This window comes from Exiguobacterium sp. ERU653 (assembly GCF_018617775.1).
GTDB classification, from domain to species: domain Bacteria; phylum Bacillota; class Bacilli; order Exiguobacteriales; family Exiguobacteriaceae; genus Exiguobacterium; species Exiguobacterium marinum.
Genome location: NZ_JACSKV010000001.1, coordinates 793,950 through 818,142 on the forward strand (window position 1 = coordinate 793,950; position 24,193 = coordinate 818,142).

Annotated in this window: 25 protein-coding genes and 1 other RNA gene; 11 read left to right on the top strand and 15 right to left on the bottom strand. The window is 45.6% G+C overall.

Translation table 11 applies throughout. From position 1 onward, the window contains the following. Positions 1–203 precede the first annotated feature (203 nt). From KNO95_RS04090 to KNO95_RS04100, 3 genes are all read right to left on the bottom strand, one after another. Complete coding sequence (locus KNO95_RS04090) at positions 204–911, bottom strand: glycerophosphodiester phosphodiesterase (RefSeq protein ID WP_214701987.1); 708 nt, start codon at positions 909–911, stop codon at positions 204–206. Then, a complete protein-coding gene (locus KNO95_RS04095) occupies positions 908–2,380 on the bottom strand; it encodes a carboxypeptidase M32 (RefSeq protein ID WP_214878349.1) in 1,473 nt (490 codons plus the stop codon). Before KNO95_RS04095 ends, KNO95_RS04090 begins: the two co-directional genes overlap by 4 nt. Positions 2,381–2,454: 74 nt before the next feature. Then, positions 2,455–3,987: an FAD-dependent oxidoreductase gene (locus KNO95_RS04100; RefSeq protein WP_214878351.1), complete on the bottom strand. Its 1,533-nt coding sequence runs from the start codon at positions 3,985–3,987 to the stop codon at positions 2,455–2,457. Between the two features lie 193 nt (positions 3,988–4,180). Between KNO95_RS04100 and KNO95_RS04105 the strand changes: the two genes are divergently transcribed. Then, positions 4,181–5,152, top strand: a complete 972-nt coding sequence (locus KNO95_RS04105) for a D-alanyl-D-alanine carboxypeptidase family protein (protein ID WP_251129238.1) — start codon at positions 4,181–4,183, stop codon at positions 5,150–5,152. A 334-nt stretch (positions 5,153–5,486) separates the two neighbouring features. Continuing rightward, positions 5,487–6,968, top strand: a complete 1,482-nt coding sequence (gene putP / locus KNO95_RS04110; protein ID WP_026825933.1) for a sodium/proline symporter PutP — start codon at positions 5,487–5,489, stop codon at positions 6,966–6,968. 43 nt (positions 6,969–7,011) lie between these two features. On the opposite strand, the gene KNO95_RS04115 is transcribed toward putP, so the two are convergent. From KNO95_RS04115 to rnpB, 8 genes are all read right to left on the bottom strand, one after another. Beyond that, a complete protein-coding gene (locus KNO95_RS04115) occupies positions 7,012–7,317 on the bottom strand; it encodes a hypothetical protein (RefSeq protein ID WP_026825932.1) in 306 nt (101 codons plus the stop codon). Positions 7,318–7,332: 15 nt separating this feature from the next. Then, a complete protein-coding gene (locus tag KNO95_RS04120; RefSeq protein ID WP_026825931.1) occupies positions 7,333–7,887 on the bottom strand; it encodes a hypothetical protein in 555 nt (184 codons plus the stop codon). Between the two features lie 79 nt (positions 7,888–7,966). After that, positions 7,967–8,788, bottom strand: coding sequence for a YihY/virulence factor BrkB family protein (locus tag KNO95_RS04125; RefSeq protein ID WP_214698655.1), 822 nt, complete (start codon positions 8,786–8,788; stop codon positions 7,967–7,969). A gap of 103 nt (positions 8,789–8,891) precedes the next feature. After that, positions 8,892–10,310, bottom strand: a complete 1,419-nt coding sequence (locus KNO95_RS04130) for an alanine/glycine:cation symporter family protein (protein ID WP_251125018.1) — start codon at positions 10,308–10,310, stop codon at positions 8,892–8,894. 67 nt (positions 10,311–10,377) lie between these two features. Further along, complete coding sequence (locus KNO95_RS04135) at positions 10,378–11,280, bottom strand: Gfo/Idh/MocA family protein (protein ID WP_214701984.1); 903 nt, start codon at positions 11,278–11,280, stop codon at positions 10,378–10,380. A 52-nt stretch (positions 11,281–11,332) separates the two neighbouring features. Further along, on the bottom strand, positions 11,333–11,515 hold the full coding sequence (locus KNO95_RS04140) for a hypothetical protein (protein ID WP_251125019.1): 183 nt from the start codon (positions 11,513–11,515) through the stop codon (positions 11,333–11,335). Between the two features lie 121 nt (positions 11,516–11,636). Beyond that, positions 11,637–12,800 (bottom strand): THUMP domain-containing class I SAM-dependent RNA methyltransferase, encoded by a 1,164-nt coding sequence (locus KNO95_RS04145; RefSeq protein ID WP_214701981.1) that lies wholly within the window; start codon positions 12,798–12,800, stop codon positions 11,637–11,639. Positions 12,801–12,923: 123 nt separating this feature from the next. Further along, positions 12,924–13,291: RNase P RNA component class B (gene rnpB / locus KNO95_RS04150), an RNA gene on the bottom strand. Positions 13,292–13,411: 120 nt separating this feature from the next. On the opposite strand from rnpB, the gene KNO95_RS04155 reads away from it, so the two are divergent. Continuing rightward, positions 13,412–13,816, top strand: coding sequence for a hypothetical protein (locus KNO95_RS04155; RefSeq protein ID WP_214698660.1), 405 nt, complete (start codon positions 13,412–13,414; stop codon positions 13,814–13,816). Positions 13,817–13,859: 43 nt separating this feature from the next. Here the strand turns inward: KNO95_RS04155 and KNO95_RS04160 are convergent, their stop codons facing one another. Together KNO95_RS04160 and KNO95_RS04165 are read right to left on the bottom strand one after the other, a co-directional pair. Continuing rightward, positions 13,860–15,308: a S8 family peptidase gene (locus tag KNO95_RS04160; protein WP_214701979.1), complete on the bottom strand. Its 1,449-nt coding sequence runs from the start codon at positions 15,306–15,308 to the stop codon at positions 13,860–13,862. Positions 15,309–15,402: 94 nt separating this feature from the next. Then, positions 15,403–15,810 (bottom strand): type III PLP-dependent enzyme domain-containing protein, encoded by a 408-nt coding sequence (locus KNO95_RS04165; protein ID WP_214701977.1) that lies wholly within the window; start codon positions 15,808–15,810, stop codon positions 15,403–15,405. A gap of 170 nt (positions 15,811–15,980) precedes the next feature. Here KNO95_RS04165 and KNO95_RS04170 point away from each other — a divergent pair, with 170 nt between their 5' ends. The 5 genes from KNO95_RS04170 to KNO95_RS04190 all read left to right on the top strand — a co-directional run bounded on the left by KNO95_RS04170 (position 15,981) and on the right by KNO95_RS04190 (position 20,711). Then, a complete protein-coding gene (locus KNO95_RS04170; RefSeq protein ID WP_026825922.1) occupies positions 15,981–16,874 on the top strand; it encodes a hypothetical protein in 894 nt (297 codons plus the stop codon). A 69-nt stretch (positions 16,875–16,943) separates the two neighbouring features. Continuing rightward, the gene (locus KNO95_RS04175) at positions 16,944–17,609 is read left to right on the top strand and encodes a response regulator transcription factor (protein WP_026825921.1); all 666 of its coding nucleotides are present in this window, start codon (positions 16,944–16,946) and stop codon (positions 17,607–17,609) included. Then, a complete protein-coding gene (locus tag KNO95_RS04180) occupies positions 17,606–18,952 on the top strand; it encodes a sensor histidine kinase (protein WP_214878354.1) in 1,347 nt (448 codons plus the stop codon). The genes KNO95_RS04175 and KNO95_RS04180 overlap by 4 nt, the downstream gene beginning before the upstream one ends. 68 nt (positions 18,953–19,020) lie before the next feature. Beyond that, on the top strand, positions 19,021–20,034 hold the full coding sequence (locus tag KNO95_RS04185; protein ID WP_214701975.1) for an ABC transporter permease: 1,014 nt from the start codon (positions 19,021–19,023) through the stop codon (positions 20,032–20,034). Further along, positions 20,031–20,711 (top strand): ABC transporter ATP-binding protein, encoded by a 681-nt coding sequence (locus KNO95_RS04190; RefSeq protein WP_214701974.1) that lies wholly within the window; start codon positions 20,031–20,033, stop codon positions 20,709–20,711. Before KNO95_RS04185 ends, KNO95_RS04190 begins: the two co-directional genes overlap by 4 nt. On the opposite strand, the gene KNO95_RS04195 is transcribed toward KNO95_RS04190, so the two are convergent. Further along, the gene (locus KNO95_RS04195) at positions 20,659–21,069 is read right to left on the bottom strand and encodes a hypothetical protein (protein ID WP_214698669.1); all 411 of its coding nucleotides are present in this window, start codon (positions 21,067–21,069) and stop codon (positions 20,659–20,661) included. The genes KNO95_RS04190 and KNO95_RS04195 overlap by 53 nt on opposite strands. A gap of 181 nt (positions 21,070–21,250) precedes the next feature. On the opposite strand from KNO95_RS04195, the gene KNO95_RS04200 reads away from it, so the two are divergent. Continuing rightward, positions 21,251–22,174, top strand: coding sequence for an alpha/beta hydrolase (locus KNO95_RS04200; RefSeq protein WP_214701973.1), 924 nt, complete (start codon positions 21,251–21,253; stop codon positions 22,172–22,174). Here KNO95_RS04200 and KNO95_RS04205 read toward each other — a convergent pair. Beyond that, entirely contained in the window at positions 22,107–22,802 is a 696-nt protein-coding gene (locus tag KNO95_RS04205) for a CPBP family intramembrane glutamic endopeptidase (RefSeq protein ID WP_026825915.1), read from the bottom strand. The genes KNO95_RS04200 and KNO95_RS04205 overlap by 68 nt on opposite strands. 86 nt (positions 22,803–22,888) lie before the next feature. Between KNO95_RS04205 and KNO95_RS04210 the strand changes: the two genes are divergently transcribed. Together KNO95_RS04210 and KNO95_RS04215 are read left to right on the top strand one after the other, a co-directional pair. After that, entirely contained in the window at positions 22,889–23,572 is a 684-nt protein-coding gene (locus KNO95_RS04210) for a lytic transglycosylase domain-containing protein (RefSeq protein WP_034771456.1), read from the top strand. 28 nt (positions 23,573–23,600) lie between these two features. Next, entirely contained in the window at positions 23,601–24,188 is a 588-nt protein-coding gene (locus KNO95_RS04215) for a DUF1643 domain-containing protein (protein ID WP_026825913.1), read from the top strand. The last annotated feature ends 5 nt before the right edge of the window (positions 24,189–24,193 follow it).

Here is a 24,193-nt window from a genome sequence, read left to right on the forward strand (position 1 = left end):
AATAAGTGTGATGCAGTGCTACATGGTGTGCTACATCTGATTGCTATGTAGCTCGGTGACATCTTAAACTTAAGACAATCCGACAGTGACGTAAAGGGGACACTATGTCCTGAATGTGCTCCGATATGTTATGGAATGAAAGCGCAACCTCTACACTACTTTAGATTCCCAATCTCGATTAAGTAAAACCCCTTAGTCTGCGACTAAGAGGTTTGATTTGCCCATTCGATATCATTCACAAAAATGGCATCGACTTGAAGAGCTAGGCAGCGCTTCATTTCACTAGCTGTCTTGATTGTATAAGGTCTTACAGGAATATCATGTTGTTTTAAGCATTCGATTTCTTGATCTGTGATGCGATTGATATGTGGATGGACCGAGTCGGCTCCTACAAATTTAAGATATCCGACAAGGTCATATAAGGGTTGTGCCAATAAAATCGCACACTCGATATCTGGACGCATTTGCTTCAACCGATGTATCGTCTCATGGTTGAATGAAGAGAAAAGGATACGAGACGGGTCGATTCCTGCCACTTCGATTGTATCGATGATGCGGGATTCAATCCCTTCGTAGCGAAGGACATCGGTCTTCACCTCAAGATTTAATCGGATTGATTCATCCCTCACAAGTTCGAGAAGTTCTTGTAGTGTCGGGATGACCTCTTGTTGAGAATATTGAACTCCGGCGTTAAATCTTCTCAGTTCGTTGAGTGTGTATGAAGACACCATACCGCTCCCGTCCGTCGTTCGCTCCAGTGTCTCATCATGAATGAGAACAAGCTCACCATCTTTGGTCAAATGAACATCTGTCTCGATTCCATCTGCCCCCGTATCCAGCGCGAGTCTGAACGCCGACATCGTATTCTCAGGTCGAAGTGCCATCACCCCACGATGTGCGAATCGTTTCATTTGGAAACAGTCTGATACTTGTCCATCAAATAGCGAACAAGAGGTTGCACCGAGATTTCTTGACCGGTCACTTGTCGAATAAGGTCATTCGGCGTCAGACGTTTTCCATATTGATGGACATTCTCCTGTAGCCATGCTTTTATCGGCTCAATCTCATCATCTTGAATCAGTGTCTCGAATTGAGGAAGGTCGGACTTCAAAGCCTCCGTCAATTGCGCCGCATAAATCAACCCGAGGGCATAGCTCGGGAAGTAACCGAATGAACCACCTGCCCAATGGACGTCTTGAAGGACCCCTTTGGCATTCGACGGCACATCGAGACCAAGATACTCTTTATATTTTTCGTTCCACGCCGCTGGCAGCTCATCGACGGATAATGTTCCTTGAATGAGCGCTTTCTCAAGTTCATAGCGGATGATGATGTGGAGACTGTACGTCAACTCGTCTGCCTCGATTCGAATGAGGGATGGCTTGGCTTCATTCACCCCACGATAGAATGTATCGAAGTCGATATCAGCATATGTTGGATGCAGTTGTTTGAGTTGCGGATAGACACGCCGTAAAAAGGCCTCGCTACGTCCAATGAAGTTCTCAAAGAAGAGCGACTGAGATTCATGGATTCCCATTGATGCACCCCCTCCTAAACCGAGTTCATCGAGGGTTGGGTCGATTTGCTGTTCATACGTCGCGTGTCCCGCTTCGTGCATCGTACCGAACAACGCATTCCGAAAATCGGCTTCATCATACTTCGTCGTGATTCGGACGTCACGACGGTTGATTGTGATCTCAAATGGATGCACGGTTGCATCGAGACGCCCGCGCGACAGGTCGTAGGCGACAACATTCATCCAGTCGTGACAAATTTTCTCTTGAACGTCTGCCGGCATCGACCAGTCTAGTGAAAGTGATTCTTTTGAAAGCTGCTGAATGAGGGGAACTAGTTCATCTCGGAGCGAGGCGAACAATTCGTCTAAGAGTCCAACCGTCATACCGGGTTCGAAGTCATAAAGCAGTGCATCGTACGGATGCTTCTCATAACCGAAATATTCCGCAAATCTTTGTTGGAATCCGATGATCTTTTTCAAATATGGAGCAAACATCTCCCAATCATCTTGATTCTTCGCTTTCTCCCAAGCGGTTTCCGCTTCAGATACAAGCGTCACGTAAGCTTGATACTCATCATGAGGAATCTTTGCGTTTCGTTCATATTGCGTTTTTGCAACTTCAAGTGAACGCAATTCGACTTCAGACAGTCCACCTTTTTCAGTCATGCGTTCTAATAAAGAAGCGAAAGACTCACTCGTTTGTCGTTTGAACGCCTCGGTCGATAAATATCCGATTGTTTCCGCACGGAGCGGTGCCGACTGTTCCGGCATTTGTGTACGCATATCCCAATATAAGAGAGAGATTGCTTCATCGAACGCACGCAATTGTTTAAAATGCTCACGCCATTCTTTTGTTAGTTCCATCAGTCATTCACCCCTATGTGTTGGTCTGTTCTCTTTCTACTTTATTATAGCTGTCAACCTTTGCCTATACTAGTTTACAAATCTTCTCGCTTCTTGTAGGGAAGTGGTTTTGTCGCAGGTCCTTCCAGGACGGCTCCTTTTGTATCGAACCGCGATCCATGACATGGACAGTCCCATGTCCGTTCCGCATTGTTCCATTTCACCGTACAACCGAGATGGGTGCATGTCAGATTGACAACATGGCAGCGGTTGTCTAAATCTCGATACACCCCTTTTGTCTGATAGTCCACTTGTACGATTCCACCTTCGTCTAGTTGCAGGTCCTCAACGCCCCGACGTTCGAGTACGCGTTCCATCGTCCCTTTTGCAAATTGTGTTGCCGTATCGAGATTGGTTTTGACAAATGAGCCGACATCTGTCGGTTTGACAGTTTTTCGTAGTGGAGACACCAGATCTGAAAAACGATTCGGATGACCGGTGAGCTGGTCTGCGAGTAAATTCCCTGCTGCAATTCCGTTAGTCATCCCCCATTTTAAAAATCCTGTCGCCACGAAGATATCTGGTTCCCGCTTAAACATCTGTCCTACATACGGGAGGGAATCTAATGTGATGAGATCTTGAGAAGACCAACGATACGTCGCCCGATTCGTTCCAAAATGATGTTGGGCATCGCTCTCCAGACGATCATAACGACTTCGGGTGTCCGTCACCTGTCCCGCTAAATGTCCTTCTCCACCAATTAGTAAATATGTTTTTCCATTATCAACATATGACCGATACGATCGACTGTTGTGATCGACACTTAAATACATCCCTTTCAGCGGATCTGTATCCGTTTCACAAGCAACGATATAGGAGCGCTCTACTGAAAATTTAGACACGTATAGCCCACGTAGGTCATTGAACGGATAATGGGTCGCAATCACGACCTGATTTGCCTGAACCCGTCTTCCTGTAGCAGTCGTGACAATCGGTCGTGGACCTTGACTCACTTCCATCGCCCTCGTCTGTTCATAGATATTTCCGCCGAGTCGGACAAAGCGTTCAGCTAATTCACGTAAGTACTTGACGGGATGAAACTGTGCTTGATTGCGAATTACTAAAGCTTGTTCGATTGTAAATGGAAGTGCATGATTCACTTCCTCTGTCGCTTCTCCCCCATCAATCTTTAGACGGCGGTAAGCATCGAGTTCTTTTACGAGTTCGTCATTTGGTTCAGTCGCATATAAATACGAATGTTCCAAAGAATAATCGCAATCGAATCCTTCGTTTACTTGATTCTGTAAATAGACAAGTGCTTCAGCATTGAATTCGTAGTAAAGACGCGCAACCGTTTCACCGAAGTGTCGAATCAATTTTTGATAAATCAACCCGTGTTGAACAGAACATTTGGCCGTCGTATGACCAGTGGTACCATGACCAATCTCTAACGCTTCTAAAAGCGTCACTTGCTTCCCCCGCTTCTGCAACTCATAAGCACAGACAAGTCCGGCGATCCCGGCTCCAACGACTACGACGTCAGCTGATTCTGAAACATTTAACGAGGGATACAAGGGACCCGTGTCATGCTGTCGCCAAATAGAATTCGTGAACGGATAACGATGCATGGAAAATTCTCCTCTCAAAGTAGTATCTCTACGTCTTTACCCAAATCTTCATTGTTTCCTCATCAATCATTGACCTAGTTCTTTATTTTAATAGCGAAAAAAGAGAGCGTTTTCTATTATGTTTAATGAGTAATGATAAAAGGAGGGACTTTTGTTGACCCGTAAAAGGAGACACCGAAGAAGAACGTACATCATGCGACGAATGATTGCAGCGGTTGTGTTGCTCAGCATCATCGCAATGATCCCGACCTTAGTCGGATTTAAACAAGACAAGGAATCACCAACACCTGCAGAGGCAGCCGCTCCGAAAATGGAACCGATGAAACAAGGTCCGGTCTTTCCGAATATTGAGATGGGGTCATGGGGTCCCAGTGAATCAACTATATTATCAAACGATGACATTTCCGTTGGAGCTTTGACCTTCATCAATGTGACGAAGCAGGAAATTTTAATCGATAAGAACGCAGACGATCGCGTGTTCCCAGCGAGCACAACCAAACTGATGACGGCACTGCTCGCCTACGAAAAAGCATCCGTCGCAGACGAGCTCGATCAATCAGTTATCACCATCCAAGCATCTACACTCGACATTCCATGGGATAGTCACATCGCCCATCTCACAATTGGTGATAAATTGACGGTACGCCAGGCTTTATATGCTACTCTTCTCGAATCGGGAAATGATGCTGCGAATAGTCTAGCGGAATATACGAGTGGGTCTACCGAAGCATTTGTTCAATTAATGAACGACCGTGCGAAAGTTTTAGGATTAGCTGGCACTCACTTTATGAATGCACACGGATACTCAGATCCGAATCATTATACAACGGCGAACGACATGGCTAAAATTGCCTTCGCATTCAGTACATACCCTGAACTTGTTGAAATTGCCGGGACTTATGAATACAAAGCTGAATTTGACGACATTGACGGAAACGGCAAACGGCGTTGGTGGTATCACCTCGGATCCGCTGTTAATGAAAGAAGCATTAACTATTCGAAATACGTGACGGCTACTAAAACAGGTTACACCGACGAATCCGGTTATACGATGGTGTTCATCATGCAACATGAAGAAGAGACGTATATCTTGGTCACAATGCAAGCAAAATCTGGGCAGACATTCCCGACGATGCGACTCGTTGAAGAGACAGCATTCCAATAATGATGAGAAAGAGCATTTAATCTATGCTCTTTTTTATTTTTTCTGAAAAGATATCATTTAATATTACATTAATGTTACAACAACAAGTCTGCAGCATTTCAAATATTCAGAATATTTAAACTTTTTAATGAAAGAAATTTGCTCTTATCCGTTGATATGATAGGCTTTAGAGCCGTTTTTATGAAAAGATGACAGTTTGCAATCATTCCAAAGGTTCTGTAAGGTAAACCACAAGTTCGCCTTTTCAACTTTTGTATTTGACTGTGTGACGACTTCACACAATCGCGAACGAGTTGATGAAATAGATTTTTTTAACTTAATAGGAGGTAATTCAATGCTATGGCAAGAATGGGTATCAATCGCGCTTTATCTCGTGATGATGCTTCTTATCGGATACGTCGCGTATAAGCGAACGACCGATTCATCAGATTATATGTTAGGTGGCCGTAAAATGGGGCCAGGAGTTACAGCCATGTCAGCCGGGGCTTCGGATATGAGTGGTTGGATGTTAATGGGACTACCAGGTGCAATGTATGCAACTGGACTATCAGCAATTTGGTTAGCCGTTGGATTGGTCATCGGAGCTTACTTGAACTACTTGTTAGTTGCTCCACGACTTCGCGTCTTCACAGAGATGGCGAACGATTCGATTACGATTCCAGACTTTTTAGAGAATCGGTTCCGAGATCACTCGAACTGGCTACGGATCCTATCCGCATCCGTCATCATCATCTTCTTCACGTTCTACACGTCAGCCGGACTCGTTTCTGGCGGGAAGTTGTTTGAAAGCTCATTCGGATTGAACTATCAGACAGGTGTCATCGTCACAATCAGTGTCGTCATCTTGTACACCCTTTTCGGTGGGTTCACAGCAGTTAGTTGGACGGATTTCGCCCAAGGCGTCATCATGTTCTTGGCACTCGTGCTCGTTCCTTTCGTCGCATTAACAGATCTCGGTGGAGTAGACACTGCTGTCAACTCTGCAACAGCAATCAATGCCGACTTGTTTGATTTATTTAAAGGTACGACAACACTTGGGATTATCGGTCTCCTCGCCTGGGGACTCGGTTACTTTGGTCAGCCGCACATCATCGTCCGCTTTATGGCCATTCGTGATGTGAAATCTTTGAAAACAGCTCGTCGTATCGGAATGAGCTGGATGACTGTATCGATTATTGGTGCCGTCATGACAGGTTTCGTCGGAATCGCATACTTCCGCGGTCAAGGAAATCCGCTTGGTGACCCAGAAACAGTCTTCATTCAATTCTCTGAAGTCTTGTTCCACCCGTTCATCACTGGATTCTTATTAGCTGCGATTCTTGCAGCGGTCATGTCGACCGTATCGTCACAATTGCTCGTTACGTCGTCTGCTTTGACAGAAGACTTTTATCGTAAGTTCTTCAACAAAGAAGCAAGTGAAAAAACAATGGTACGCGCCGGTCGTATCGGTGTCTTGGTCGTCGGGTTCGTAGCAACACTCATGTCTCTCAACCCATCTAGCACAATCTTGACACTCGTTGGATATGCATGGGCTGGATTCGGCTCAGCTTTCGGACCAGCAATTCTCTTGTCACTCTATTGGACGAAGATGACACGTCAAGGTGCCCTCGCTGGTATCCTCGTTGGTGCCATCACAGTTATTCTTTGGATTGTGACTGGACTCTCAACTGTCCTTTACGAAATGGTCCCTGGCTTCTTCTTAAGTATGTTGGCAATCGTACTTGTCAGTAACTTTACAAGCCAGAAAGAACAAAAACGCATCACTCGTGAATTCGGCGAAATGGAAGCTGAATTGGCAGCTGCGAAAAAAGAATAATACCACAAACAAAAACTCGGTTCCCTTAAAGGGACCGAGTTTTTTACATGGAAGCGGCTATTAACCATACACGAATCACGAATGGAACGAGCACTAATACGAGCATCGCGTTACGCATCCATTTGTTCCGATTCCAATAGTACGCCATCAATACGAACGGATGAAGCGCGACCAGTTCGTATGGGTTGAACCAAAACCAAGTAATGATCAATGCGATCAAATAATAGAGCACTGATTTTTCTTTCGTTGATCGATACTCACGCCACATATCATACGCTCCTTTAAAGAACGCAATGAATGTCGCAATCCAAAATAGAATGACAATCACATTATCGAATCCGCTAAACAACTGTGTAACCACCTTTTAGGAAGGATTTTCTACATAAAAACCGCCCCAATATATATGACGGTACGTAAACTCTTTACCACTCTCTACAGTAATTACAATCTCATCTTCCGTCAATACTAGAACGTGAACTGGCACTTCTCCTTGCCGTAACATCGGGCTAAATAGTTGGAACTGCTTGTTCAGCCATTTCCGTTCTGAGAAATTCTGATAGTGATGAAGCGCTAGCATAGGATGGCTCAAGTATACTATGCCAATCAATGCAATGGCGACTGGCGGCGACCCAATCTCCATCAAGAACGAAAAGACGAGTAAGAGTGACAAGATCGCATATCCGAATTCCACTAACTCCATGAAAGAAGCACGACTGGCGACGACATATTGAATGACTCGAAACATGAGATACAGGATGATACTGACCATCAAGTACTCCGAAAATGGTGATTGCTGAAACGATACGTTCAAATAGAATAAAACAGGTAATAGTAAAATCCACTTCCACAGATGTAAGGCGAGGTAAAACAATGATTGATCGATGAAACGACGATTGTGAACGAGCCGTTGCATATTCATGTTTCCCACCTCCGCTTAGATGATGTGACCTTACGTTACCATTCCCTATTCTTTTGAATGATAACTAATAATTACAAGTCTAACGAAGTTTTTCTTCCCTCTCGATCAGTGTCGCATTTAAGAGGCCTCCGAGTAAAATCACAGAGGCTGCTAGATAAAACCAAATCAATAAGACGATGAACGCTCCAAGTTGTCCATAAAACTGTTCGTAGTTCGCAAACTGTGAATAGTAACTGAACACATTTGACACAACTAGTATTCCGAGAGTCGCAAATGCTGCTCCAGCCCAACTATTCTTGAAAGTACCAACAACACTTGGCAACCACTTATAGACGAATACGAATACTATGAATAGAAGACTCGTTCCGATAATCCATCTAAAGTAAAACCAAATTTGAGCATAGGTTGTGACAATCTCATCGATGAATAGGATATACGAAGATACCTCGCGTAGCGCCGTCTCAATCACCGGTACGAGCAAAGAAAATGGAAGCACAAACATGAGTGCTAACGTGATGGCAATATCCTGTAAGATCCCTCTCCAAAACGCCTTGTTTCGGACTGCCCGATAGGCATCGTTCAAGGCCCGGACTAATGACTGGACAGCAATCGATGAAATCCAAAGTGCGGGTAAGATACTGAATGATGCCAATTTCAATTTTGAATTGTCAAAAATCGCCTCGATATTTCCTTCTAATAGACGATAACTTGCTTCTGGCATAATGAGCGACAATGCTTGAATCACATCGCCACTTGAAAAAGGTAAAAGTCCAACAATCCCCAACACGAACAACAAGAACGGGAATGTAGAAAGAATGAAGTAATAGGCTAACATAGCAGCTTGATCAAAAAATCGTTCTACAAAAAATCGCTTGACGATTGTCAAGATTACTTGTTTCATAATAATTCTCTACTTTCTTTAATTAAAATAAATACGGTATCTGAAATAATAATAAGTGAATGGAGAAAATGCTCCCTGAATCGGAAGCACTCCCATATATCGTTCAACTGATTTCTTCTTTTTTTGCTTCCCACGCTTCAATATGCTCCTTGCCAGGTAAATCTACATCATCTTTTAAGAATTCTGGGTCTTTGCCATCTTTCTTCTGGAGTATATAATCATCGAGGAGCGTCTTAGCAACTGTACTTAATCGGAAAATCGCGTACATATTGACAAGTGCCATCAACCCCATGAAGATGTCCGCAATCGACCAGACAAGTCCTGCCGAGCGTACCGAACCAAACATGACCATACCGACAACAGCAATCCGGTAAGTGATGAGATATCGTTTTTTTTCAGAAATAAATTCAATATTCGTCTCTCCATAGTAGTAGTTGGCCAAGATCGAGCTAAAAGCAAAAAGAAGAATCGCAACTGTCATGAGTGTCGTTGCTATCGGACCGATCTCAATGAGGAGCGCCTCTTGGGCAAGCTCGATTCCTTGAAACTCCTCAGAACCTTCCACACCCGAAATCAAGACAATCATCGCCGTCGCCGTACAGATGAATAATGTATCGACAAAAACACTGAGTGATTGAATCAATCCTTGTTTGACAGGATGGCTAACTTCAGCCGTAGCGGCGGCATTCGGTGCTGAACCCATCCCTGCCTCGTTCGAGAACAATCCACGGCGAATCCCTTGAAGGACAGCTGCTCCGACCGCTCCACCGAACAGTTGTTGGAAACTGAGGACACCTTCTGAGAAGATGGCCGAGAATACTTGTGGCACTACATCAAGATTCGTGAGGACGACCCAAATCGCTAGTAGGATATAACCACCCGCCATGATTGGTACAATAATTCCCGACAAAGTCGAGATCGAACGAATTCCGCCGAAAATGACAATTGCAGTGAGGGCGGCTAAAATCAGCCCGACCCATATCGTATCAATCTCAAATACATTGTTCACAGAGAGCGCAATCGTATTCGCCTGTACCGAGTTGAAAGCAAATCCAAATGCAAAGGTAATCAAAATGGCAAAGACGATCCCTAACCAGCGCTCCCCTAATGCCCGCTCGATGTAATATGCTGGTCCGCCACGCCAAGCTTTGCCATCATGCACTTTATATACTTGGGCGAGAGTACTCTCGACGAAGGCTGATGCCGCTCCAATCAATGCGATGAGCCACATCCAAAACACGGCGCCAGGACCTCCTAATGCGATGGCGGTCGACACACCGGCGATGTTTCCCGTACCGACACGAGCTGCCGTCCCGATTGCGAACGCCTGGAAGGAAGATACCTGACCTTTCTCATGCTTGAGTCCTTTCACAAATAGCAGTTTAAACATTTCAGGTAGCATTCGAAATTGAACGAATCCCATCCGAATCGTAAAATAAAGTCCTCCGGCAATCAAGACAAAGATGAGTAGGTACGACCATAAATAGTCATTGATTTGCATAATCAGTTCACGAACATCCAACAAAATCGCCTCCTTTTATCGGGTTATCGAGTTTTTACCCGCTCTGAATCTGACAGAAACAGACGATTCACTGCACATGTGTGAGTATCTCTTCACACAGTCGATGCGTCTCAAGACTATCCTCGGCAATGACCGACGTATTCGGTTCTCCGTTTACTAACCGAATGAACGCTTCGACCATGTGGATGAATCCGCGACGTTTCAAGTTCGACTCCCACGGGTCGAGTACCCATTCTCTCACCCCGTCGGGTCCATAATCCACAATCCGCTCGACGTCACGGCTGACACGCTTCACATTCGGAGACATGACCTCCATCACTTCCTCGGTGCAACCGTTATCACGGTTCATCCAACCGATTGCTTCAATCCCACCTGCAGTGAAGTGAATCACCACTTGTTTCAAAACGTCTCCGTCATAACGCGGAGTGACACGCAACCGTTCGACCGGACGAAGGTCGGTTAGATAGCGGAGTGTATCAACGACGTGAACAAAATCCTCGATGACGAATTCACGAAGCGTCGCCGGTTTATAAGTTCGGTTTTTTTGAATGAACACCATGTTCTTTTGTCCAATCTGTTTCAACGCTTGTGTCGCAGTCGCAAATCGACGATTGAAGCCGGTGACGAGATGAACATCGTTTTCTTTGGCTAACATGACAAGCCGTTCCGTCTCTTCAAGCATGAACGTGATCGGCTTATCAATGAAGACATGTTTCTTTTGAAGAAGACAGTACTCGGCTTGTTCAAAGTGTGCTGATGTCGTCGAATGAATCATGACAGCATCCATCTCTGACATCGTCACCTCCTTAAGGTCAGTGTATCCACCTTGGAAACGATACGTTGACAGCATAGCGTCGAGCTTCTGTTTATCCCTTGAAACGAGGTATACGTTGACGTCTTTTAATCCGGCATACACTGGCAGATATGCTTTTTGGGCCACATCACCAATTCCGACTACTAAAATATTCAATTTGTTCACTCCTTCAGTCATATGTAGAAAGCCCGAAGCGATTGCCTCGGGCTCACGTAATGGATACAATCTCAAAACTAGTGATCGGCTCACGAATCGCGTCCGAAACAATTTGGTAGGCAGCATTTAGCTCTTCTTGATTATTCAAGTTTGGCGCCCGGTTCATTTCCACATCTACCGTGCGGGTGGTCTGTTCTTTCGCATGTAACTGATATTCGACGGTATACGTCTGCATCACATGTCCCCCTTTTTATTATACATATGATATGTATAACCTGTTCATCGAATGATGAAACAATTGAGTAAGTGAAGGAAATTAGAAAAATGACCGCTCGATGGAACGGTCATTCTCTACATTAGTCAGATTTTTGATTCGTATCACGATCCGGACGTGGACGACGTTTACCGAAGAATTGATAATATTGTGTCTCAATGTTTCCGTTGTACAATTTACGACGCTTCGTCGCCGGGCGACCGTACGCTTTCTCGAAGTCTTCATAGCTCGTCAACATATAAACACTATATCCAGGGTATTTCGCATATTGTGCCCCGATTCGCTCGTACAAGTCGATGATTTCTTCTTCAGATTGGAGTCGCTCACCATATGGTGGGTTGCCGATGATGACACCGTACTCTTCTTTCGGCTTCAACGCGGCCGCGTCACTATGGACGAACGTGATTGCATCACGAACGTCTGCGAGTTCAGCATTATCTTTCGCGAGCTTCACCATCCGTGGGTCGAGATCAATCCCGTAAATTTTTAGGGGTTTATCCCACTCTGCCTTCTCGTTCGCTTCATTGATTGCCGCATACCAGGCTTTCTTCGGGATACATGCCCAGTCCTGAGCGAAGTATTCGCGGTTGATACCCGGAGCAATGTTACGTCCGATCATCGCCGCTTCGATTGCAAGCGTCCCTGAACCGGTGAATACATCATAAAACGGCATGTCCGGACGCCAGTTCGTCAATTGAATCATCGCCGCTGCCATCGTCTCTTTGAGTGGAGCTTGCGAATGAAGCTCTCGATAACCACGACGGTGAAGCGGACCGGATGTATCGATTGTGATGGTCGCCACATCTTTTAATAGTGCGACTTCAATCGGGAATTTTGCGCCTGACTTCGGCAACCACTCGCCTTCCTTGTGGTAACCACGTTGCATCGCCTCGACGATTGCCTTCTCCGTGATCTTCTGGCAGTCACGAATCGAGAACAGTTTCGACTTGACAGAACGTCCGTCAACCGTGAACGCCGCATCCCATGGCATGAGTTCCGTCCATGGTAATGCCACGACCCCGTCAAACAATTCGGTGAACGTCGTCGCTTTGAATTCTGCAACGACGAGTTTGACTCGGTCCGCTGTCCGCAACCACATATTGAGGCGAGGGATGTCTTCCATCTCCGCATCGATATAGACCCGTCCATTTTCCACTTCACACGTGTACCCTAAATCTCTCACTTCTTTTGCTACGAGCGCCTCAATCCCCATCGCTGCTGTCGCAATCAGTTTACGTTTTGCCATTACCTATCGCCTTCTTTCTACAAGGTATCATTCATTAATCTGTAAGTTATAAAAAGTTCATGAAAAAAGGAGTTCAAGTATATGTGCTTGAACTCCTTGTCGTTGTAAGTTGAGACTATGTTGTCCTGTAAGCCATGTTCTGTACTCCGGTGCTCATAACGGTCTCCCTGGCACGATGGAGTGACAATCATCTATCTACGCACAAGTGCGCCCTCCGTCCCGTTCGATTCCGGTCTGGAAGTTCCCCTACCATAGTTTGGGTTTCTCGCTCGTGGGGTTTACCTCGTTCCACTCTGAACGTTTCCGATCAGACTCCGTCACTGTGGCACTTTCAAGAAGCGTACACCGTATCCTAGGACTTAGGTGTTTCTTCTGCCGTCAACTTGCGTTGCCTACACTTATCTTTTCGTGTAGCACGATCACTACAGCCATCACAGGCTGTGCGAGCATGGACTTTCCTCAAGACTTGCGTCCCGCGATTGTCCAGACTTCATAGTCACTTCAACTATTGTAGCGGATATTTCAATGCTTGACAACTGAAATTCGAAACTTGATTTTACGAACAGTCAGCGATAAAATAAGGCGTGTTCATTGAATAAGGAGGGATTTTGATGCATCAGGATGCAAAAAACGGTTGGATTCAACGTCTAACCTATGTAATAGAAATCGATGACATTAAAGTGCTCCACCCGAACAACGGCGTGTTCGCCTTCTACCGGAATAATCGTCTCGTTCGAGGGTTTGAACCGTTCGACATTAAAGCACCGAACGAACTCTCGAAACGATCATATCATTTTGACCATCACAATTTAACACACTTGGAAGAGCGTTTCCCGGACGCGATCCCAGTGTTCGATGAAACGCATGAAACGCGTCGCACATGGAGTGACCGTGTTCGAGTCGGTTTATGTGAGATCATCCGAGATGGTAAACTTAGTTTTGAGCATATCGACGACCAGGGAAATGTCTTAGAAGCGAGTATCCGTTGGTGTGGAGAAGCCATCACCATTGACTAAATAAGATTAGCCGCCTCTCTTCAGGAGTAGGCGGCTTTTAATTTTACAGTGTTTCGACGACGGGCTGCTCCTCCTCAATCTCAGGAGCGTCGTAAGTGGTTGTCACGACTTTTTCTCGTACATCGGTCGGTTTCAGGATGACAGTCAAGCCTCGTGTCGTATCCCCTCGTACTGGGAACGTTCCGGCAATATGAAGGGCTTCATATAGTACATTTCCATCTACATCAAGAACCGTGACCATCCCTTTTCGTGACGTCCGTAACGTAAAGGTCTTTTCATCTGTCGCTTCGACCGAAACAGATGTTTTTAACGTGTTGACATAGTCAATTGTTCGACTCGTGTAGCGCTTATATTTCCCATCTGTCACTTGTCCGACAATCCGATATTGTCCACTCGGTAACCAGTCTCCGCTCGAATACATTGTGAACGTACGATTCGGTGAGAACGTTTTAATTTTTTTACTTCCTTGATAGAGTGTGAACGATGATTTGAGATTCGAGTGATTCATGACACTCAATTTCACGTCTTTGACGTATCGACTTTTCCAAACAGAAGGTGTAGAAATATGAATCGGACGGCTTGTCGCTTCAAGCAATTTCATCGTATTTAGTTCGGTATGTGTTGTTCCGGACACTCGAGGCATTTTTGCAATCAAAGCTTCGATCTCTCCCGGAGTTAAATAAGGATTGATTGATTTGACAAGAGCTAGGCTAGCAGTGACCATCGGTGCTGCCATGGACGTTCCATCCATATAGACAAAACGATTGTTGACCCCTAAAGACAAGACGTTGACGCCTGGCGCAACGATTTTGACGTTTGCATCCATATTACTAAAGTCGGCGATACGATGCCGGGAATCGATCGCACCGACCGCAATTACTTCTTTCATATTTGCTGGAAAGGTCGTTTTGCGTTGCCCATCATTTCCAGAAGATGCGACAATGATCACACCCTTCGCCCTTGCCCGCTTGATTGATGTGGCCAATCGGCTGTCATAATCATCCCCCCCAAGAGACAGGTTGATTAGATTTGCACCTTTCGCGACTGCCGTATCCACAGCTTTCGCGACAGTCCATGAATCAGTGTACTTTGAATTCTTTCCGTAGAACACATTGTAAAAGTGATATCGTACGTTCGGTGCGAGTCCGGCAATACCGAACTGATTATGTTTACCGGCCAAAATGCCTGCAGTATGCGTCCCGTGAATGTCAGCGCTGTAGGGTCCTTTCATTGAGTTGACGACACGAGGAACATTTTTCAAATCCATATGATTCCGGTCGGCAGATGAGTCGATCAGTGCCACGACGATGTCGGAGGCTCCTCTCGTTTTACTCCAGGCCAAATCGGTTCCGATTTGTTGAACATAATACTGACTCGATATACGAGGTTCTGAGACGACATAACCATGCTTCTCAAGGATGACAGGTTTGGCTGCACCTACCGTCGTAGGCAGTAAAAGCGCAACTGCTGTCAAAAGGGCAATCTTCTTCATTCCTTCCGCTCCATTCCAAACTGATAAAGTGATTTCATTATCTCAAACTTTGGATTAGATTTCCCTTTTTTTGAATAAAAAGTTGCCGAAAAACTTACCAATAATTCGATTCATCCGGATGTAGCATGTCGAATTCAATAATTCGTCCAATCGTCAAGTACGTATAATATCGCGCCAATTCAACCCGACTCGGGTCAGGACGAAATCCTTCTAAGTCCTCTCCAAGTGGAGAACCATCAATGGTTTCAAACTGCTGACAAAAAAAAGACTCTGTTTCAGCATCCCAGATGATGTGGTCCCCAATGTATCCGCTACCAAATCGAATATAATCGATGATGGATGGGACGATGACCTCAGCTGGTAAACGTTCACTCATCCGACTAACCAGTTCATATCTAATGCGATCCGCCTGATCGACTTCCTCAAAGGAGGAACACTTCAATACTTCTTTATTGACTTCAATCAACACAACGTAATCCCCTGGCTCGATAGAGAGCTTCATCGTCTCACCTCACTCTTTCAATCCTTCGTCTGATTCTCTACAAGTCACTATTCGAGATAAGTAAGTGGAATCCTTTCCATTCCTCATTTTTTTCCAAATCATAGTTGAATTCGCAACGGCTAATGTGTTTTTGTTATACTAATCATATGAATCTAGAGAGGAAGTGCACCATGGCCAAACGACCGTTGACCCCTCGTGAAAGTGAGTTGGTCGCGACCGCGTTATTCGTTGTTGGAACCGTCCCATATGCCGGACATATCGATCGTCTCGAATCACTCACCTTACGTGACATCGCTGATGACTATTTGACTGGAAAGCTCACTTCTGCAGATGCGATTGAAGCGCTCGACCAGTACATTTATGTACGACGACATCGGTTTAAAAATGTGACCCCTCACAACCTGTGGACGTTGGATGACCGGACTGAGCAAGAAGCGCTACGGCATATCTCAAAACGACCAGAATTGAAAAAGGGACAAACATTGAATAAACGAAATCAACCGTTTCAAGTGGGACAAGATATTGAATTCAAGGTAGACAAGCATATTGATCGGGGGCAATTCCGAATCTACATCGGGAAACAGCAGGGCTATACGTGTAAAGCACAGTCAAAAGAGCGAGAGAAGCTGAAATCTATATCCGGTTGGGTCACACATGTCGATCTTAAAGACCGATTGGTGTTCGTCAACGTGACAGACTTCGGTCGTTTAGCAATCGAACCGTCTATGAAACAGGAATTCGAATCCATGAGCGCCTCGATGCTCGGTTGGTTCGCTACAGCAACAATTCCTTCTGAAGAAGATACGCTCCTCGCAAAACGGATGATTGCCACACTTCAAAGACGTGATCAGCCGTACTGGTTCACACTTACGACCGCATTGAATCATCCCCGCCCAGAACATGTGAAACGTTGGGGAACTGTCGTCAATCTACTCGTCAAGGCGAGCAATGGTGACCAAAAAGCAATCCAAACATTAGAGACACAAGAAGACAAATACTTCAAAGATGCATTCATCCGGGCGCTTCGTTCCTTGCATCAAGAAATGACGAAACAGTTGAGCTGATCCGACTCGAGGTGACCCCAAAAAGGTCACCTCGTTTCCTGCAGTAACTTTTTGAAAGGAACGATTGACATGCGTATACTCATCGTCGAAGACGATCCCGCTATTTTACGACTTGTGAAGGAGACGTTTGAAAATGCAGGGCACGAGGTTTTAATCGCAACAAATGGCACAATAGGTGAGCATCTATTCACGACCCGTCCGATTGATGCAGCAATTCTAGACGTCATGCTTCCTGGATTGGACGGTCGAGAGCTTTGTCAGCGCTTAAAGGGGACACTCGATATTCCAGTTATCCTATTGACGGCTCTCGATGAATGGGAAGATAAACGCCAAGGTTTCGAGCATGGGGCAGATGATTATGTGACAAAACCGTTCATCCCCGAGGAATTACTATTCCGCTTACAGGCCGTTTCGCGGAGATATCAACGTTCGTCCGCGTCAAAGATTCAAACAGGACCACTGCATTTGGATATAAGAGAATATGAGGTGAAACTTGACGACCAATTGTTCTACCTTCCTAAAAAAGAATTCGAACTTTTATTTCAACTAGCCTCCTTCCCTGGGAGGGTATATCGTCGCGAGGAGTTGATTGAACTTGTTTGGGGATTCGATTTCGAGGGGGATGAGAGGACCGTTGATGTTCATATTAAACGACTTCGTCACCGGTTCAACCATCCTGAACTGTTTATTCGTACGATTCGAGGCGTTGGATATTCACTCGAGGTGAACGCATGAAGACACTCTATACACGAATCATCGTCACCATGTTTTTGATTTTACTCCTATCAGGAGCCGTTTCACTATTATTTAGTAACGTAGCCTATTACAGATGGTGGCAACCCTCCTATAGCGAGAAGACTGAAGCGGTTGCTAATGGAGCGTCAATCTATTTTGAACAACACACCGATGAGGATGCTGATGCATTTTATATGTTTTTAGCAGCGGCAGGTTATCAATTGGTCGTCATTGATACGACAGATGGACTCCGGCGCTATGGTGGTGCGTTTCGTGACGAAACTATTTCTGACAATGTAATCGAAGCAGTACGAGAAGGTACTCCTTATCAAGGAATGCGAGACTTTCCGTTTCACCTCTTCTTGTTAGGTTTATTTGATAACGAATTGACTAACACGTATGGATTTGCACTCGATAACGGAGACATTATCTTTATCCGCCCGGACTTAAGTGCCCAAATCCGGGAGTTACATCTTTTCGTCGGAATGTTCTTCGCCCTCGTCACGCTCCTAGCGTTCGGCTTGATTGCTATTTCGACACGCTCACTCGTTCGTCCGTTAAAGACACTCACAAAAGCGACCACTTCTGTCGCTATGCGTAAAGAGCCTGAAGATCTACCTATAGAACGACAAGATGAGATTGGGACGCTAGCACGACAGTTTCAAGACATGTCCAACACAATCAATCAGACCGAAGCGAGACAACGGCGTTTTGTATCGAACGTCTCTCATGAGTTCCAGTCCCCACTGACATCCCTTGTCGGCTATGCTGAAAAATTAGTTGACGGAACGGACGGTGTATCAAACGAATATGCGCGTGTCATCGAACAGGAGACGAGACGTCTATCCCAATTGACGAAACAGCTCCTTCTTTTGTCACGTCTGGATGAAAATCCACCAATCCTTGAGACAAAAGTGAATGTGCTCCAATCGGTATCTGAAGTCATTCAAATAAACGCCTTCTTGCTCGATCAAAAAGGGATTGCTGTCATCATAGATATTCCGAATAATGTCGAATTGACGAGCGACCCGGTCCTTCTCGCTCAAGTATGGAATAACGTATTGGTGAACGCCATACATGCTTCTCACGAAGGGGGTACGATTCAAATCATATGTACTTTAGAACCACATGTCACTATATCCTTCACTGATGAAGGGATTGGCATGAACGAGGAAACGAAACAACATCTCTTCGACCGTTTTTATCGTGGCGACACGGCTCGGACAAGCAGAGGAACCGGTCTCGGTCTCGCCATCACCTCAGATATCCTTGACTTACATGGCGGTCAGATCACACTTGAATCGAGTGAAGGAATTGGCACCACGATTCATCTACATTTTTGATTCTGTTCATATTCTGTTCATATTACTGAAGTACACTTCCTTCATCAGCACTTGAAGGAGGTTTTTTTATGCAGTTAGGTTGGAAAGAGATGTGGAGACAAAAAAGAAAATTCTCGATGCTATTTGTGATCACATTATTGATTGTCATGTTGACGACACTCATTACAGGGCTAGCAGACGGTCTGGCATATGATAACGGTTCTGCCTTGCACGAATTGAATGCTTCAACGTACCAGCTTGATCCGGACTCAGAAGGTCAATTGACACGATCGTTTATAGACGTCACAGCGGATACTTCAAATGAAACGATGAGTGTTCGACCGCTCACGGTCACATTTAATGGAAAAAAAGAAGAAGTGACACTATTCGCTCTTCCAAAAGATAGCAATATCGGTCCTGTTTCCGCTCTTAAAAAAGGTGAGGTCGTTTTCGATCCCAGTCTTTCAGATAATCTTGGAACTGGTGAAACCTTGACAGACTTCGTGTCTGATTATCGTTTTACGATTGCTGGGGAATCGCATGGACGCTATAGTCATGGACCAGTGATTTACACGACGAACGAGACGTGGTTCGATTATTTGGATTACTCCGAACAACGTCCATATGTATCGGCTGAGATTGGAACGGAATCCACGATGTCCAATCCGCTCGTCATGAGTCAACAAGATTTGATTGAGTCGGTTCCTGGATATAGTGCCGAGCAAAGCACATTCACGATGATGCGTGCTTTTCTGCTCGTGATCGGAACGTTTATTTTGACCGCATTCTTTTATTTGTTCACGCTTCAAAAGTTACCTGAACTCGGAATTCTGAAGGCAATCGGTCTCTCTCCTCGAATTATCGGACGGGCACTGCTCTTTCAGGTCATCGTCATCGTATCTGCCGCAGTGGCCACATCGATCGGGTTCATGTACGTCGTCGATGCGTTGATTCCATCATCGTTACCGTTTCTCGTCGACTTCGGTCATGTCGCGCTATTCGGGTCCATGTTCATTTTCTTATCTGTTCTTGGTGCGTTGTTACCGTTATGGAAACTACGTCAAGTCGACGCAATTGAAATCATAGGAGGAAAAGCATCATGAGGTTAAGCCATGTATCACATCAGTTTGACGGTCAGCTCGTATTGAATGACATCGAGTTACATGTATCGCCAGGGGAATGCGTTGCCATCGTCGGTCCGAGTGGTAGCGGGAAGAGTACATTGTTATACATCCTCGGTCTATTGCGAAAACCAGATCAAGGAACATTTTTGATGAACGAACGCGACGTGTTCGAACTAGATGAGGAACAACGTCGTCTTATACGGCTACATGAAGTAGGCTTCGTGTTTCAACAAGCTCATCTAATCCCGTATCTGACGGTGCTCGAACAACTCGAACTCATTCAAGAGACAAGTAAGATCGACGCAAAGCAACTACTGAGCGACCTCGGCTTAGGACATCGACTGCATCTTCTCCCGGCGACCTTGTCAGGAGGAGAAAAGCAACGAGTCGCCGTCGCACGGGCTTTGATCAACTCCCCGCAACTCATTTTGGCAGATGAACCGACGGCGAGTCTCGATTATGAGAATGGGCGACGTGTGATGGAACTATTGTCCCAACAGGCACATGAAAAAGGAAGAAGTGTCGTCGTCATCACACATGATGAACGTATGCTCGATGTGTGTGACCGTGTCCTTCGCGTGATCGACGGTACCTTGACCGAGGTCAACAAGGAAGAAGGGCATCACGAAGACAAATTTGATGCAGTTGATGAGTGAGCCATCCTCCAAGGCGAATAGTGACACTAATTAACCCATCCCCGGAGATGGTCGCCTCTTCAATGGTCATCAGTCGTTCGGTGATATGATTCGATTCGAGTCGAATCCCCGAGAGACAGGAGAATGCGTGGACGATTTCTTCTGGTCGACACCCGACCAGATGCGCAACCTCTTGTACTTCGGTGAGGAGGCTCGTTTTGTTGAGTAGAAAAGAGCGGTCGAGTAACAGATCAAATACGAGTCCGACGATTCGTTCATCACCATCGGTCGTCCACGAGAAAGTTATTCCTCGTTCGAGTGTCCCCTCCCGATTGCTCAACACCCTTTGAATCATTCGATAGATATCTGCCCTCTCCATCAAGATCTCCCCCACTTCCCTGCTTTTGTCATTCCATCATATCGCTCGGACCCATATTTTTCGATGCACCATGATTCCTTCAATTAACCCGCTTATGCTATGTATAGCCCATCCTTATGTAAGAAAACAGGACCGTATCGATTCGTTTCGGGTACAATAGCGATGAAAGGAGTCGGTATATATGCAACAAAAATGGAAAATTGGATTAGCCTCACTATTCACAGGATACTATGCGGTCAGCTACTATGCCTTCAAACGGATGACGAGAGGCAAGCGCAAGACACCAGAGATGTTACTCGCTCCATATACGGAAGAGGACCGCGCATTTTATCACGACGTTCCATTTGAACACGTCTCGATTCAGTCCAAAGACGATTATCGACTCTATGGACGAATCTATCGGAACGATTCCTCGACGAAATGGATTGTCTTTGTGCATGGATATACCGCTTCACATAGTTTCATGGCTCCTCACCTCGCCATGTTCCATCGTCTCGGTTACAACCTGCTCGCCGTTGACTTACGATCACATGGTGAATCCGAAGGGATATATGCCTCATACGGCTATCATGAAAAATACGATATGATTGACTGGGTCGACTGGTTGAAAACAAATGAACAAGTCGAGCAAGTCGGTCTACATGGTGTCTCGATGGGAGCAGCGACCGTCTTACAGACGACACCGCTCACTGACGTCGATTTCGTCATCGCAGAATGTCCGTTTGATGACATGAGGCAGTTGATGCGGTATCAGTTAAAGGAATTGCATCGTATCCCGGCAGAGTTCATTCTTCCTGGAATCGATTATTTTCTGTGGTCCCGTGCCGGCTTCACAATGAAACAAGTTCAACCTAAAAAGGCCGTCACCGAAACGACGACCCCAATTTTATTTGTGCACGGTTCAAAAGATGATTTTGTCCCGACCTGGATGTCAGTCGAGATGAATGCCCTCAATCGTCACAATGACCTGACATTGATCGACGGGGCAGAACATACGAATTGTATAATCAAGGATGCCCCCGCCTATGAAGAGGCAGTCAATCGCTTTTTGCATCGACATGAATTGGACCAGCAATCAAATCAAGCAGTATATGCAAAACCATGACGGGCCACAGGACGCCCATCCCTAAGTATAAGATGCCAAGTCCGAAGCCGACGGTTCCTGTCGTAAGGACACCTTTTACCCCCTGATAAGCATGAGCGATGCCGAATAAGGCACCACCAATTAAGGCGAGTGTCATATTCGGTACCTCTATATAGAGGGAAATCGTGTACAGGAGGACTCCTCTGAAGATGAACTCCTCTGTCACTCCCGCAGTGATCGAAACGGCGCTCCATGCCTGTTCTTCAGTCTTCGTACGTGGTAGAAGTAATTTCTCTAAATCCAGTTCATAGTAAGGACGTAAAGCATTCCTGAGTCGAGATGAAATTTTTACCAACAAATAGAAGACGAATATCAAAGTAACAAGGACACATGATATTAAAAAGATTTGCCACGCTTCTTCATCTCCCGGTTCTGGTATAAATCTTAAACCAATTTCAGATAGCGGTACTTGAAATAAAAATACGAGAGCGACAATCAACAAGGTCAATCCCCATGCCGATTTCACGGTCTGTTCGTACACCCATGCCCGTCCTCTCGTTTCAATCAACGGACGAATCAATTTGGCATTGAAGATTTGAACAATCAGCATGTAGCCGATGATTGCTGTAAAAATCAAACGTTCGAGCATTCATATCCACTCCTGTCCTTCCTGTTAGCTATATGCTACACTATTCGGGTATTGTCTAAAAGCTAGGAGGCGGTATCTTGAAACGTATGATGCTGCGACTGACCGGTTTCATCATTGTGCTCGTGCTTTTGCTCGGGGCAGTCGGCTGGCTCGGTCAACATGATAAAGTGAACAATGGATTGTATCGAACCTATTATGGAGAGAACGGCGTCCCGAACACGCATCTCGCTGTGTATCAAGACGCAGCCGAAACGTATGACGTGGACTGGCGTCTACTTGCCGCCGTTCACCGTGTAGAGACAATCTTCTCCCACAGTTCTTCGATGCGCTCGTCTGTCGGCGCGATTGGACCGTTTCAATTCATGCCTCGCACATGGCTCGGTTGGGAATATGACACCGATGACCAAAAAGGCGATGTTCCGGAAGACGAAGTGGACTTGACGAACCTTGCCTTGATTGAACAGTATGGGGGTCTCGGTCGTGACGGGAACGGTGATGGAAAAGCAGACCCACACAGTCTAGTTGATTCTGCGCACACGGCGGCGTATTATTTAAGTGAACACGGTGGAAAAAAGACAGATTCGGTGGCATCCGTCCGAAACGCCATCTTCGAATATAATCGAAGTGAGCAGTATGTCAACGATGTCATGACGTATTTTGAAAACTATGAGTCAAGCGTGACGTTCATGCCTGATGAGCGTGATACGTTCAGTCAACAAGTCGCTTATTACACGATTCGATATGTCGAGTGGTTCAAAGCGCTCGGCTGATGCTTACATGAAAAAGTGAGGAATGGAAATGAACACGCATGTAGAAGAAGTTACCATCCGCGTAAAATCAATCTTCAACGAAGATAAAACGAAACGCTATATGCGAACGTATGAGTTCACCGATGTGGAGGATGGCGTCATCTGTGCCGTCATCATTTACTCGCCGCGGATGAGCGATGCCTTTTTGTCCGGCACGACGACACAGCGTGCTTATATGTTGATGCAAAATCATTTGTCACAACCGATTCGAGAAATGCGTGTCATCAGTCTCGTCCCGACACTCGCCATCAATGACAACCTCCCTTACGTGGAATCTCAACTTGATGAGACGAACTACCATTACGTCGAAGAGACGTTACAAGAGGTAGATGCGAGCAGCGGGATGATCATCGTCGGCTGGGGATCGCCAGGTCGATTGATGCACCACGCGACATCTTATAAATCACTGTTTGCCGATTATGAGGCGAATATGTATTGCATCGGTACGACAGCAAAAGGCGAACCACAACAGATCCGAATGGCGAATGAGAATACGGTCCTCGAGGCGTTCAACAATGAATCAGTAAAACCGAAGTTCCGTATCGTGAAAGAAACGAAGAAAGACGACTCCGAGTGAGTCGT